At 62.8% G+C, this 15,349-nt stretch carries 6 protein-coding genes; 1 reads left to right on the top strand and 5 read right to left on the bottom strand.

Translation table 11 applies throughout. The features are described from left to right. Positions 1 to 2: 2 nt before the first annotated feature. From ACSHT2_RS33440 to ACSHT2_RS33420, 5 genes are all read right to left on the bottom strand, one after another. Positions 3 to 9,749 carry an amino acid adenylation domain-containing protein gene (locus ACSHT2_RS33440; RefSeq protein WP_440639275.1) on the bottom strand — a complete coding sequence of 3,249 codons (9,747 nt, stop codon included), beginning with the start codon at positions 9,747 to 9,749 and terminating at the stop codon, positions 3 to 5. Positions 9,750 to 9,806: 57 nt separating this feature from the next. Then, positions 9,807 to 10,775: a TauD/TfdA family dioxygenase gene (locus ACSHT2_RS33435; protein ID WP_440639274.1), complete on the bottom strand. Its 969-nt coding sequence runs from the start codon at positions 10,773 to 10,775 to the stop codon at positions 9,807 to 9,809. Beyond that, positions 10,744 to 11,499, bottom strand: a complete 756-nt coding sequence (locus ACSHT2_RS33430) for a thioesterase II family protein (protein WP_440639272.1) — start codon at positions 11,497 to 11,499, stop codon at positions 10,744 to 10,746. The genes ACSHT2_RS33435 and ACSHT2_RS33430 overlap by 32 nt, the downstream gene beginning before the upstream one ends. 21 nt (positions 11,500 to 11,520) lie before the next feature. Beyond that, positions 11,521 to 11,748, bottom strand: a complete 228-nt coding sequence (locus ACSHT2_RS33425; RefSeq protein ID WP_440639271.1) for an MbtH family protein — start codon at positions 11,746 to 11,748, stop codon at positions 11,521 to 11,523. A 355-nt stretch (positions 11,749 to 12,103) separates the two neighbouring features. Then, positions 12,104 to 14,479: a TonB-dependent receptor gene (locus ACSHT2_RS33420; protein WP_440639270.1), complete on the bottom strand. Its 2,376-nt coding sequence runs from the start codon at positions 14,477 to 14,479 to the stop codon at positions 12,104 to 12,106. A gap of 463 nt (positions 14,480 to 14,942) precedes the next feature. Here ACSHT2_RS33420 and ACSHT2_RS33415 point away from each other — a divergent pair, with 463 nt between their 5' ends. Further along, on the top strand, positions 14,943 to 15,182 hold the full coding sequence (locus ACSHT2_RS33415) for a hypothetical protein (RefSeq protein WP_440639269.1): 240 nt from the start codon (positions 14,943 to 14,945) through the stop codon (positions 15,180 to 15,182). Positions 15,183 to 15,349 lie beyond the last annotated feature (167 nt).

Genomic DNA, 15,349 nt, shown 5'->3' with positions numbered 1-15,349 from the left:
GCTCACTGCTCCGCTCCGAACAGTTCCTGGAGCTCTTCGGCGTCGAATTCCTGCTCGATCAGCCCAATCGACACGACGCGTGCAAATGACGCGAGGGTGGGATGAGCGAACAGATCCGAGATCGCCATGGACACGCCGATCTCCTGCGACACCCGACTGAGCACCCGCACGGCGAGCAGAGAATGTCCGCCAAGCTCGAAGAAGTGGTCGTTGCGTCCGACTTGGTCGACGTCGAGCAACTCCGCCCAGATCCCGGCGAGTGCGAGCTCGATCTCATCCTCGGGGGCCTCATAGGAACGGCGCGCCAGCGCATCCTCTCCGGACGTCGGCAGTGCTCGCCGATCGATCTTGCCGTTCGGGGTGAGCGGCAGCCGCTCCAACACCGTCACTGCCGACGGCACCATATAGTCAGGCAGATTGGACGACAGTGCGTCGCGCAAGACGCGGCCGTCGAGCGACGGATCACCGCTCACGTAGGCGAACAGTTGGCGCCCGGTCCTGCCCTCGCCGGCCACCACCGCCGCCGCACGCACACCGCGCTGCTCGAGCAGGCGCGCCTCGATCTCTCCGAGTTCGATGCGGAAGCCGCGGATCTTCACCTGCTGGTCGGCACGGCCGACATACTCGATCACGCCGTCCTCACGCCAGCGCGCAAGATCGCCTGTGCGATAGAGGCGCGTGCCGCCGCCGCTGAACGGATCGGGGACGAACCGCTCAGCGGTCAGCGCACCGCGATTCAGATAGCCGCGTGCCTGGCCAACACCACCGATAAACAGCTCGCCGGTAACCCCAATGGGAACGACGTTGAGGTCGGAATCGAGAATGTGCACGGACCTCGCACCAACGGGTCGTCCGATTGGCGCAGGCTGGTGAGGGATCAACACGTCGTCGTCGACGATCCACGCCGTCGGCGCGATTACCGTCTCGGTCGGGCCGTAAGCGTTGACCAGAAGATCGACATCGGCGGCCGTGCGAAATGCCTTGATGCCGGTATCCGACCAGGCCTCGCCGCCGACGATGCACGCCCGGATCGCGAGCTTCCGCCTGCTCTGCCGCAACGCCGCGCTCAATTGATCGGCATAGGCAGGCGGAAGGAAGATCGAGGTCACTGAATTGCGCACGATCTCGCTAATGAGGTCGTCGATCAAGAGACCGGGACTCGAGGGCAGTACGAGCGACCCGCCCGTCATCAGCGGCACCAGCCATCGCTCGTGAGCGATATCGAAATTGATCGACGCCGTCTGGAACTCGCGGTCGCGAGAGGTCATGCGATACAGCCGCCCGATCGCTTCACAATGCATCGCGAGCGGTCCGCGCGCAACGGCCACACCCTTGGGCATTCCGGTCGATCCCGACGTGTAGATGACATAGGCCAGGCTAGCCGGATGGACTTCGACGTCGAGGTTGCCGCTGTCATCGCCAATAAATGGCGATGGCTCTTCGATGCAGAGCGCTTCGGCCCCTGCTTCGCGCAGCACCGGCGCTAGCCGCTCGAGCAGCACGTCTTGCGTCAGGACCAACGCCGCGCCGCTGTCCCGCAGGATGTAAGCAAGCCGCTCTGCCGGATAGTCCGGATCGAGCGGCAGATAAGCGCCGCCGGCCTTCAGAACCGCAAGCAAAGCAATGATCATGTCCGGGCTTCGGGTCAGAGCAATGCCGACCAGCCGATCCGGACCGAGGTTCCAGAGGCGAAGCCGCCGCGCGAGCGCATTGGCACGCGCGTTCAACTCGCCATAGGCGACGCGTTGGTCGCCCCAGACGATGGCCACAGCGGAAGGCGCCTGCGCGGCCTGCACTTCGATATACGTCACGACGTCGGTACAGGAAGATGCCGACGTCAACTGCGCTGCGCCGCTCCAATCGATAATTCGTCGCGCATCCTGATCCGCCACCGCTCTGAGACCACCGAGCACTTGCTCCGCGCTGGCTACGATCCGTTGCAGCAAATCGTGCAGAATATCGCGAATACGCAGGACGGTCGCCTCGTCGAACTGGCCTGCGTCGTAATTGAATTCTATATTCAGCCTGTCGTTTGCGGCGAACACCGCCACCGCCAGCGCATAGTTTGTCGGCGTCACATGCGCCACACGCCCAATCCGAGGGCTGCCCTCCCTGCCTCGCAGCAGTCCCTCGTCGACCGGATAGTTCTCAAACACGAGGATGCTGTCGAACAGCGGCTGCCCGGCATGGCTGGCGAGGCGTTGAATTTCATAGAGCGGCGTCCAGCCATGCTCGCGTAGCGCCAGGTTCTGCTCCTGGAGCTGGCGGAGCCAATCGCCTACGATTGCCTCTGGATTCGGCGCATCGACAATCGGCAGCGTGTTGATGAAGAGGCCCACCATCTCCTCCGAGCAGGGCAATTCGGCCGGACGACCCGAGATGGTCACACCGAAGCAGACGGCGGGCTGCCCTGAATGTCTGCGCAACAACTGTGCCCACGCGCCCTGTATGAGCGTGTTGAGCGTCACCCGTTCGTGCTTTGCGAACGACTTCAGCCGTTCGGTCAGCGCCGCATCCACGGCAAGGCCGATAGTGGCGTGGCCTTCAGCTTTGGATGTCTTGCGGGTCGCCAATGTGTTCGCGAGCAATGTGGGCGTATCGAGCCCTGACAAGGCCGTGCGCCAGAACCTCTCGGCGCTCTCGTGATCGCGGCCTTGCAGCCATGCAATATAGTCACGATAGCTGCCCTGCACCGCCGGCAGCGAGTCACCGCTCACCTGCTGCAACACCTCAGCAACCAGCCGAGCCGAGCTCCAACCGTCGACGAAGATGTGATGATGGGTCCAGATCAGCCAGTGACGATTATCGTCGAGCCGTATCAGGCGAATGCGCTGGAGCGGTGGCTGCGAAATGTCAAAGCCCTTCTCCCGGTCGTGTCGCGATATCGCGGCCAGCGCGGCATCCAGTTCCGCATGTGGGCTATCGCGCCAGTCCTCTTCGACGAACGGCACGGTCACATGGCGATGCACCACCTGCTGGGACGCGCCTGACAGGTTCTGCCAGACAAACCCGGTCCGCAAGGCGGCATGCCGGTCGCTGACCGCCTGCCACGCAGCTCGCAGCTTGCCGGCATCGACGCCGAACAGTTCGAGCCCAACCTGGTTCACATAGGAGCCGTTGGCACCGTCACGCAGCGCATGGAACAACATGCCCTGCTGCATCGGGGAGAGCGGATAGATGTCCTCGACACCGCGAAGATCCAAGGTCGTGGCTAGCCGATCGAGGTCAGCCTGAGCGAGCCCCGACAATGGAACGTCGGACGGCGTGACGCCAACCGCTCCATTGCAGCAATGCGCGACCAATTCGCGCAGCGCATCCTGAAAGTGCGCTGCCAGCCGCTCGATCGTGGCCTGCCGGTAGCGCTTGCGTCCGTACCCGAAAGACAATTCCAGCCGGCCGTCGCGCACGAGAGCGTTGATGTTCAGCCATCCGCGCATGGGCGCCGCGGCGCTGCGCGAGGGACCCGCGTTCTCCGGCGCGAAAGAGAAGCGATGTGTGGCGCCAACGCTCGCGTCGAACCGGCCCAGATAGTTGAAGACGATCTGCGGCTCCGCCAGTTGCACCAGGGCATGGCGCTGCTGCTCGGAGCCAATGTGGCGCAGCACGCCATGACCGAGCCCGCGATTTGGAATCGCACGCAACCTCTCCTTGACCGCCTTGATCAATGACGCCTCGTCGGCGCCTGCATCGCTCAGCCGGACCGGAAATGCCGTCGTGAACCAGCCGACGGTACGGGATATGTCCGCGCCCGGGAAAATATCCTCGCGGCCGTGGCCTTCGAGCTCCACAGTGACCTCGTCGTGTCGGCTCCAGCGCGACACCGCACGCACGAGACCGGCCAGCAATAGGTCGTTGACCTGGGTCCGATAGGCGGCGGGCGCCTGTTCGAGCAGCCGCAACGTCAAATCGGCATCGAACACCAACGAAACTTCGCCGCCGTCACCGACGCGATCGATGCCGCCATGGTCATCGTCACACGGCAAGCGCCTACCGGCACCGCAATCCAGCCAATAGGGCAATTCGGCCGCGATCTCCGCAGTCGCCGAATAGGCATGCAGCCTCTCGCTCCACGAGCCATAGGAATCGCTCTTCGGAGGCAGCATGACCGGACTGCCGCGCTGCAGCTGGTCGTAGGCCGACGCCAGGTCTTCGACCAGAATGCGCCAGGACACGCCATCGACGACGAGATGATGAATCGCGAGCAGCAGCCGTTGGCTGCCGTCCAAGAGGTCCATGCCTACGGCGCGCAGCAGCGGCCCTGTAGACAGCGAGAGGCTCTCCTGCGCGGCGCGGGCGAGCTCCGCGATCTCCGTCGCGCCGCCGACGTCCGCATGAATCCATAGCAGTTCGGAGGACGCCGGCGCCGGGCCCTGCTCCGCCCGCCAGGCGCCATCCACTTGCTTGAACCGCAGGCGCAATGCATCATGATGCTCCACAATGGCAGCGAGCACGCTTCGCATTGTCTCCCAGTCGACTGGCATGTGGGGCAACAGCAGAACCGCCTGGTTCCAGTGATCCCGGTTGCCGATATCCTCGGCGAAGAAGCGCGCCTGGATCGGCGTCAGGTGACGCATTCCAGATGCAGTGGCGCCGCCGGTCGACGCCTTCGCCTCTGGATTCTCTTTCTTCGCACTCGTCCCCGTCGATATGACGGCCACCGCCGCCAGTCCGGCAACCGTCTGCTGACTGAATATCTGCTTCGGCGTCAGGCGGATGCCGCGCTTACGCAGGCGGGCGATGATCTGCAGGCTGAGGATCGAATCGCCACCGAGCTCGAAGAAATTATCATTGCGGCCCACACGCTCACGACCGAGCAGATCGCACCAGACCGCCGCGATCGCGACTTCAATGTCTCCCGCAGGTGGGGCATAGCCGGCGGACGCCTCGTCTTCCTCCGGCACGGGCAAGGCGCGACGATCGATCTTTCCATTGGGCGTCAGCGGCAATCGCGCCAGCATGACGACGTGTGAAGGCACCATATAGTCCGGCACGATCGCAACCAGCTGTTGCCTGATTGCGTCGGCGTGCAGACCAGCGCCACTCTCGGGCACACAATAGGCGACCAGCTCCTGGCGTTCGGCATTCGCCCCGATCGCGCGCGGGACCACCACCGCATCGTCGATTCCCGGCAGCGCCTTGATGACGCGCCTGATCTCGCCGAGCTCGATGCGATAGCCGCGCAACTTGATCTGATCATCCGTGCGGCCCAGGAATATCAGCCGGCCCGCTTTGTCGCAGCGGACACGATCCCCCGTTCGATAGAGACGCTCGCCTGCTGCCGTGAACGGATCCGGCACGAAGCGTTCCGCAGTCAGGGCAGCCGCACCGCGATAACCGCGAGCGAGCCCAGCACCGCCGATATAGAGCTCTCCAACAACGCCGATCGGCACTTCGTTCAGTGCGTCATCCAGGACATGGGCGCGCAGATTGGCTATTGGCAGACCGATCGGAACCGGGTTGTTACCGCGTTCGGCCGAGCACTCATGCGTCGCCGCACCGACGGTCGTTTCCGTAGGCCCATAGTGATTCAGAATCCGGCATTCCGGACGCAAGCGCCGGACTTCGTCGAGCAGTGCCTGGTCGGAAGCCTCTCCGCCCAGGATGAGCGCCGCGCGAGGCAGAAGATCGGCCGTCCGCGAGGCCTTCAGCAGCCCTCGCAGATGGCTCGGCACGATCTTGAGAATGTCGACCTCGCCTTCGCGCATCGCTTGGGCGAATGCATCCGCGTCGAACACGGCATCCGGAGGCAGCAGATGCAGCGTCCCGCCGGAGGCGAGTGCGCCGAACAGGACGGTGTGACCGAGATCGGCCGCCACCGTCGAAACCATCGCCAAGTTCGCTGACGGACGCGGCTCCAGGCGTTGGAGCAGAGCCTGCACATAGTTGGCCAAGGCGTTGTGCGAAACGCTGACGCCTTTCGGCACGCCGGTCGATCCCGAGGTATAAATGACGTAGGCGGTCTGCTCCGGGTGTATCGTCGCGCCGACCGGCAGGCTCGATACGTCCTCGCGCGAGGCTTCTGCCTCAGCATCCAGCACCAGACAACCGAGCCCTCGCGTTTCAGACAACTTTTCATCCGCCGCCAGTATGATGTCGATGCCACTGTCTGTCAGGATGCGGCGGACGCGCTCCAGCGGCCATTTCGGATCCAGCGGGACGTAAGCGCCGCCGGCCTTCAGCACACCGAGCAAAGCAACGACGAACGTTGGCGAGCGCTCGATCCACAGCGCGACCGCTGTCTCGCGCGCTACGCCCTTGGCCCTGAGCACATGCGCGATACGGTTCGACCTGCGCTCGAGATCCGCGAAGCTCAGTTGCTCCTGGCCGCACCGGACGGCCGTGGCGGTCGATCGATCTGCGGTCGCCGCACCGTAAAGGCTGACGACGTCGGTGAAGTCGAATGCGGCGGCCTCGCTCGGCACGGTCTGCCGGTGCCCTTCGTCGATGACGAGGTCCGATATCCGCTGCTCGGAATTGTCGGCTATCTGGCGCAGCATCGAGCCAAATTGCGCAGACAGCCGCGCGATGGTCGGACGATCGAACAGTTCAATGGCATAGTTGAACGTGGCCTTCATGCCGACGCCGCTGTCGATAACGTCGAGCGCGAGATCGAAATGCGCCCCCGCGAGATCGACGATGTCGATTTCGGCGGTGAGCCCTTCGACGCCGGCGAATCCTTCCGGCGCTGTCATGTAGTTGAACTTCGCCTGGAACAACGGATTGTGGCCACCGCTGCGTCCGGGCCTGAGGCCTTCAACCAGCATTTCGAAAGGAAGGTCCTGGTGCGACAGCGCCTCGACCACCGATTCCTTAACCTGATTCAGCAGGCTCGGGAAGCTCGCTTCGCCGGCAATCTCGGCTCGCAACACCAGCGTATTGACGAAACATCCGATCGATCGCTCGAGCTGCGTATGCCGGCGCCCTGCGATCGGCACGCCGACGCGCAGATCGCTCTGCCCGGTGTAGCGATGCAGCAGCGCGTAATATGCACCGAGCAGCAGCATGAAGATGCTGACCCGCTGCCTTCCGGCGATCGCCCGGAGCCGGGCGGCGAGCACGCCATCGATCGCAAGACCGATCGTCTCGCCGGCATGGCTCTGGATTGCCGGGCGCGGCCGATCATGCGGTAACGCCAGGACAGGATGAACATCGCCGAGCTTCGCGCGCCAATACGCGAGCTGCCGATCGCCCTCGCCTCCCGAAAGCCAGTTTCGCTGCCAGGCCGCGAAATCAGCATATTGAATTGCCGGGATCGCCGGCGCGCCGGCGCCCTGACCGATACCGCTGCGATAGAGAGCGGCCAGCTCTTCGAGCAACACGTCGAGCGATCGGCCATCGACGATGATGTGATGGGCGAGCAGCAGCAGTTCGTGCGTGTCGTCCGCGAGCCGAAGCAACACCGCGCGCAACAGCGGACCATTCACGAGATCGAACGGCTTGGCGAGCTCGGATCGCTTGAGTTTCTCAGCGCACTCGGCGCGTTCACGCAGAGAATGGGAACGAAGATCCTCGTCCCGGATGTCGATCCTCATCACATCGTGGATGAGTTGCGTTCCACGACCGTCCTTGGCGGCGAACGTGGTGCGCAATATTTCGTGACGACGGACGATCTCGCCGAGCGCGCGCGACAGCACGGCATGGTCGAGCAGCCCCTTCAAACAAATTGTGCTTGCAACGGTGTAGGCCGTCCCGGCCGGATCCATATTCCAAAGGAACCACAGCCGCTCCTGCGCGTGCGACAGCATCGCGCGATCGGCCGACGCGGCCCACGGGATCGGCGGTAGCGTCCGCCCAGCACCAGTGCCCACCAGGACGTCGATCCGGCCAGCGATGGCCGCGAGCGTCGGCGCGTCGAAGAAGGTGCGCAGCTCGATCTCCACGTTCAGGCGATCGCGGATCGCCGCGGCGACCTGGCCGGCTGCGATCGAGTTTCCGCCCAGCACGAAGAAATCGTCCTCGCGATGCACCGTCGCGACGCCAAGTGCATCGCACCAGATCGCGGCGACGGCGCGCTCGGTATCGGTCGCCGGCAACGTCAACGTTGCGCTGCCGCGGCGACGCCCCCTCTCGAACACCATGAAGCTGTCGAGCGTGTTGTCGGCGAGGCGTGCCGCGCAGGCGGACCGCTGCAGCTTGCCGCTCGTGGTCAGCGGCATCGCTTGCGGGTTCAACAGAACGATCACGGCCGGATATTCCTGCGCCTGCCGGAGTACCGCTTCGCCGATCGCATGTGCGAGCGCTTCCGGATCGCTGCGCTTGAGCACGGCGCGGCTGAACTCCGCCGCCACGCCGATGGCTTCACGCCCGTCCATTTCGACCGGAAAGGCGGCAACTCGCCCGCTGCGGACAGTCTCGACCTCGGCTTCGATCGCCTGTTCGACGTCCGTCGGATAGACGTTTTGCCCCCGAACGATCAGCAGGTCCTTGAGGCGCCCGGCCACGACCAGCCCGCCATCGCGAATGAAGCCGATGTCGCCGGTCCGCAGCCAACGTGCGCCATCCCGCTCGACGAAGGCTTGGCGCGTCGCCTCCGAATTCTTCCAGTATCCAAGCCCGACACTGGGGCCACTCACCCAGACCTCGCCGACCTCATCGGCCTCGGTCGCCGCCGATCCGTCGACGCGCATGATGCGTATAGCGTGATCTAAATCCGTTCGGCCGCATGCCACGAGGTCGGTGCCTTCGCTGGCAACCGCGATACGGCCTGCGGCGAGTTCCGCGGTGTCGAGCGTATAGCTGACGGTGTCAGCGGTGATGTCACCGGCCGTGACCAGCAGCGTCGCCTCGGCGAGACCATAGCAAGCCGTCAACGCCTGGCGATTGAAGCCAGCCCGCGCAAACCGGTCACCGAACTTCTCGAGGGTGGTCCGGCGGACAAACTCCGAGCCCGAGAACGCGAACTTCCACCGGCTCAAGTCCAGTCGACTGATGGTCTCGTCCGAAATGCGGTCGGCGCACAGCGAATACGCAAAGTCGGGACCGCCGCTCATCGTGCCGCCGTGACGATCGATCGCCTCGAGCCAGCGGCGCGGCCGCTCCAGGAAATTCCGCGGTGACATCAGGACGCCGGTAAAACCCGTGAACAGCGGGTTCAGGAGTCCGCCGATCAATCCCATGTCGTGATAGAGGGGCAGCCAGCTCACAAAAACGTCGTCGGGCGCGCCACCGGCAACCGCTTCAATAGCTCGCTCGTTGGCAACCAGATTGCCATGGGAGACACAAACGCCCTTCGGCTGCGAGGTCGACCCGGACGTATACTGGAGGAACGCGATCGCATCGGCCGCGGGTCTTGTCTCGCGCCAGTCCGCTGCGAGTTCGGACGGAATGGTATCCACCGCGACAATCTGCACGCCACTCGGTGCGGGCAGCGTCACTTCGATGAGATCTTGCACAGCCGCCTCTACCAGGATGAAGCGCGGCGCCGCATCCCGCAGGATGCCGTGGAGACGTCCTGCATAGCGCTCGGGGCCGCCCTCCGGCGGATAGGCCGGAACGGCGATCACGCCCGCGTACAGGCAGGCATAGAACGCCACGGCATAGTTGATCCCGCTCGGAAGCAGGACGACCGCCCGCTCGCCTGCACCACCCGTCTGCTGCAGCCATGCAGCCAGCGCCCTAATCCGACCATCGAGCGCGGCAAACGTCAGCTCATCGGCGACGTCGTCGCCTTCCAGGAACCGCAACGCCACCTTCTCCGGTCGCAAGGTGGCGTGCTCCCGCAAGCGTTCGACGAGGTTGGCTCTGTCCATGTTTTCGAATCCCTGTCCGGCCGCGAGCCGGAAATCCCCACTGACGATTGCCGCCGATCACCCCTGCCGATGAGCCTCGGCCATCGCGACAATCACCTTGCGCGGGCCCTTGAACGGAGCACGCGCATGCGCCGTGAGCATGTTGTCCAGCATCACGACGTCGCCGGCTTGCCAGGGAAAGCTGATCTTGTGCTTCTCGAGAACGGCTCGGACCGATGACAGCGTCTCATCGTCGATGGCAGAACCATCGCCGTAGAAGACGTTGCGTGGCAAATCGGCCTCGTCATCGACCACCTCGAGCAGACTCTCGCGGACCTCAGGCTCGAGATTGGAGACGTGAAACAGATGTGCCTGGTTGAACCAGACCCACTCACCCGTGACCGGATGCTGCGCCGTGCCCTGACAGATCTGGCGCGTACGGAGCTCGCCATCCTCCTTCCATTCGCATTCGATGTCGTGGCGAGCGCAGTAAGCCTCCACCTCCGACCTGGAGCCGGTGCCGAACACCTGTTTCCAGTCGACGTCGAGCCCGTTGCCGTAGTTCCGCACATACATCACCCCCTTGTCGGCAAACCGTTCGCGAATAGCCGGCGGCATGTCGCGATAGATAGCTCGGCTGTCGGCGATCGGCGTCTCCCCGCCTTCCAGCGCTGGCTGCATGCAATAGAACCAAATCTTCATCGGCCAATCGCGGGTATAGGCCTGCTCGTTATGCAGCGGGATATGCTGGTGCGGCGGGTATTCCGTGGAGGTGTATACCCCGGAGGTCACCTGCGAACGCGGCGTCGATCCGAACTCGTAGGTGAGCAGCGGATGACCGAAATCGGCCGCGAAGGCTCGAAACGCATCGGGACCATCGAGCGAGAAATCTCGGAACACAATGCCGCCGCTCTGGATCAGGTGCCTGTCGATCGTCTCGCGCAGCATGGGAAGTGCTTTGCCGAGCGGCTGCCCGGCCTCACCGGCCTTGAGCAGCAGGGGAAGTGCTCTGCCCTCAATGAGTGGTTGGACGGAGAACGCGCTCATGATCCTCACTCCGATGCAAATCAATCGATCGCCCCGATTGCCGGGCCAGCGCCGCGCCGATCCGCTCGATCAACTCGGCCTGCTGCGTGTGAATGAAGAAGTGATGACCGGGCAGCATATCGAGCGTGAATGACGCGGAGGTCTCCCGCCGCCAGGCCTCGAGCGCTTCGCAGCGGGTCTCGTCGTCCGCTCCGGCAAAGACGTGCACGGGGCACGGCAAGGGACGACGCGGCCGATAGACGTAGGCCCCGCACATCAGGAAGTCGGCGCGGAGCACCGGCAACGCAGATCGCATCAGCTCTGCGTTCGACAGCGCCTCGTCGGGCGTGCCCTGAAGATTACGCAGCTCCTGCATCAGTGCATCGTCGCTCAGCGCCTCGCGCCACTTGCTGCCATCTCGAACCGCAGGCGCTTCCGCACCGGATGCGAATAGAACGGCCGGCGCAGCCGCGCCGCGATCGAGCAGACCGTGCGCGAGCTCGAATGCGATCACGGCACCGAGACTGTGCCCGAACAACGCGTAAGGCCCGTCGAGCCGGCCGCCGAGCTCGCCAGCGAGCTTCGCGGCCAATACGTGCGGATCAGTTGTCAAAGGCTCATCGATGCGCGCTCCGCGCCCGGGCCACTCCACCGGCCGCACGTCGATCCACGATGGCAGCAGCCTGCGCCACCGCGCGTAGAACATGGCGCTGCCGCCGGAGTAAGGCAGACAAAGAAGCCGCATCGGAAGACCAGGCTCCGCCGACTACACCGACCGCTGAGGCGTCGCGTCGTCCATGAATTTGCGCAGGCTGAGCGGGCGCATGTCGGTCCACACCTGCTCAATGTGGTCGAGACATTCCTTTTTGCTGCCGGTCTTCCCCACCGCCTTCCAGCCCGCCGGAATCGCCTTGAACGTCGGCCAGATGGAATATTGCTCTTCGTGATTGATGACGACGGTGAAGGTGACGTCGTCTCTGTCGAACACCATCATGGCGCGATCCTCTTTCAGCAAGCGAAAGCAGAGACATTTGAGTAGGTCAGAAGCAGACGATGGTCAAAGCAATATCGACGCGACTTTTTTTAAGACCTCAAAACTGGCGACGCGGAGACACAATGCAACCTCCGCGCTTGCGCGCCAACGCGCAGGAAAATATCGAGATTTCAGGACACGTGGCAGTTTACTGCGATTCTAACTGGACAAGCAGGAACTTTTCGGATGCGGCATGATCGCGCGTTCTGTCGCGGGATCTTCTTCATCGCAGTGTCATGAATTACGTTGCTCATGTCGAAACAATGCCGCCGCGGATCGTCCGCGGCGGCATGAATTCCGACTCCAAGACAGCGATTCAGAAATTGAACGTGGTAGACACCAGATAGGTCCGAGGCGCACCAAGCGTGATAACCCCGCTATATGCCGAGGCCCAGTAGGCCTTGTTGCCGACGTTCTCGATATTGGCACGCACGACGATCGGCTTTCCGTTCCAGGGGGACGTAAAGGTGTAGCGCGCCCCGATGTCGACACGTGTCCATTCGGGCAACGTCAGCGTATTCGTGACGTTGACGTACTGCGAGCCCGTATAGATCACCCTGCCCGTTAACGTAAGACCCCGCACGAACGGCGTATCCCATTCCGCGCCCATATTGACATTCACCACGGGCACGCCGACCGCACTCTTTCCGTCGTTGATCCCACCCTGAGTTTTCTCTTGCACACCATCAATCAGGGCGACGCCGCCGAGAACGCGGATGTCGGGAGTGATCTCGCCGAACACGTTGAGCTCCGCACCCCGATTGCGCTGTCTGCCGTTGAGTTGCTGGGTCGCGGTAACGCCGGACGCCACCGAAATGATGCTCGGTTGACTGATGTCGAATACGCTCAACGTCGTCGTGAATCGACCTGCGTCGATCTTCATGCCCACCTCGGCCTGCTTCGTCTGCGCGGGCGGAAACACGGTTCCAACGTTTGCAAACGCGCCGCTGACCACAACGGGGGTCTGAAGGCCTTCGATATAGTTCGCATAGAGCGCGACATTTTCGACCGGCTTGACGAGAACCGCATATGCGGGGCTCCAGACGGAGGTGTCTCGTTCCGGACGGCTCGATGCCGGTGTCAGGAAGTTCGTCACTTCCGTTCCAGCGGTCTGACGGCGAACGCCAAGTGTGAACTGAACGCGTTTGTCCAGGATCGACATGGTGTCGGAAACGCCGACACTCGACAGGGACACTCCTGTGGACTGGCTGGCGGACAAGGTCGAGAAGTTGGGCTTCGCTATGCTCGTCGGCTCGGTGTACAGATTCCAGAAGATCAGATCGGCAAGAGCACTGTTCGAGCGGGTCCAGACGTTCTGATTGTAGGTCCGTTCGTTGATCGAGTAGTTGACATTCAGCGCATGATTAACCGGACCAGTATCTGCCGTTGCCCGGACACCGGCCTCACCTGCCAGCGTCTCGAATGTTTCCTTGCCGGCAAATGGTCGCGACCACAACCCTCCCAACTGGGACACGCCGGGCGGAGACGTCAATGCCCCCGGTGCCACATTGGAGATGTTGGGAGATGGATAGGCGTAGTTGATGTTGCTGTCGTGATAGCCGAACGCCCCATACGCGGTTATCCAATCGGTGACATCCACTTCGCCTCTGGCGGTCGTGAAAAAATCGGTCGGGGCATAGTAGGCCCACGGGACCTGGAAGTTCAGCCCGGCTTTTGGTGGTGGAGGAATGACCGTCGTTGTGGTCGGGACATTGAAGAAGCGCAACGGTGAGCTCAGATTGTCCGCTTGGTAGCCGATATCGACGGCCGCACGCACGCGCTCTCCGCGATAATCGAGGCCAAGAACTGCGTTTCCAAATTCATCGTTCTGACGGTTCCAGGGCGTGTTGCCGTTCGAGTAAGTGCTATTCAGGCGAACACCCCACTCCTTGTGCTCACCGTAGCGGCGGCTCACGTCAATATTCTCGCCGAACTGCGATTTCGAAACGTAGGTTGCCGTGAGCTGCGTAATGTCCACGTCGGGCGCATGCTTTGTGATCAGATTGACGCTGCCACCGACCGCACCACCGCTTGCGACGCCGGTACCACCGGCTGTCATACCGTTGAGGAGCGCACTCGGCCCCTTCAGCACTTCGACGCGCTCGACGAAATTTGCTCCCGTAGAATAATAGGGAGCGATTCCGTACAGTCCGTTCAGCCCATAGTCGCCGCTGTCATAGTAGAAGCCACGAATGAAGAGACCATCCGCACCACCGCCCGCCGCTTGAATGGCCCTGACGGAGGGATCGTTGGCGAGAACGTCACGGATCGTACGGGCCTGCTGGTTCTGTATCAGCTCCGCCGTATAGCTTGTCTGGTTGAACGGCGTGTTCATCACGCCGCGATTGCCGAGAAGACCGAGACTTCCGCCGCTTGCGACCTGGCCGCCTGCATAGGCGGGCGGCACCGTGCCGAGCGTGCCGGTCGAAGGCACCACGTAGGGAACGGGCGCGGCCTGGCGCGGAGCCGCCGCGGCGACGGATCTCTGTCCCCGCGATGCGCGGGTCGACTGGGACCTTTGAACGGACTGCCGTGCTCTCGGCTTGGGTGCATCGACGGTCACCGGCGGCAGGTTCGTTTGCGCAAACGCTTGCTGAAGGTCACCCGACGATTCCAGCGACAGTGCGAGATAGCTCACCGCTCCAAGCGATAGCGTACGCACAATTTTCCTGGCCGAGAGTTCACGCGTCATTCCTGCACCCCAATTCCACTACAGGTCCCCGCGCTTCCTAACATACGCGGGTGCTCCGAGAAGGGATGGAGAACTAGAAGTTATCTAAGGTTGTACGACAGACCATCTCGATTTGAGGACTCGGTCTCGCCTCCAGTGGAGCCGCCACACTTTGAATGTTTCTATTCTGAAATCGTTCTAATCATTGATCTGGATACGGCAGGTCGCGCGACACTCTGCCGGCTCTGTCTCGAATTTCCCGTCTCGCCAAGCAGGTTGCGTATCGCTCGCGTGAACATTCCTGCGCCAATTCCTATCAGTTCATCGAGAAAGTCGTCACGCGATTCATGAAGCACGAGATGCTCCTCGCCCGAACATCGCGGCCTTGGATCGCGCGCCAGAATGGCCGAAGTCCTCAGAGCCGCGCAGTGGATAACCATGCGCAGGATGTCGTCCGCTTTTCCAAATCTAGTTCGCTTCTTAGATGGACAACGACATCGACATCGTTTGTGCAATGATTGAACACGTCGCGATAGGCGATGCCCACGTTCAGTCCCTGATCGGACGCTACGCACCGAATCAAGATTTCCGCTTCCGGGCCGCCTCGTTCCATCACCGCGTCGGTCGGGTGTTCTCATTGTCGCTCATAGCTCGCCATGCCTCGGATGCCAATCTAGGCAAAGTTGAAGCGTACGGGCGGCTAATTGGAAAAAGGCTTGAGTAGCGACCAGCATCGCCCGCGGCCGTGCCGCCGGTCTTGCGGACTTTTGGCTTTGGCCTTTGGCGTCAGCTTTCAGATTGTCACGTCGGGGCAGTGGTCCGTCACCGTCGGGCTCGTCATAAGCGATGAGCCCTTCCTTAAACGGCCCGTCCATCGCCCGATCTGGAGGT

Origin of the sequence: Bradyrhizobium sp. PUT101, assembly GCF_052043945.1 — a bacterium.
GTDB lineage: Bacteria > Pseudomonadota > Alphaproteobacteria > Rhizobiales > Xanthobacteraceae > Bradyrhizobium.
Note: the sequence above shows the minus strand (reverse complement) of the source record. Positions and strands in the feature narration are given on the sequence as shown.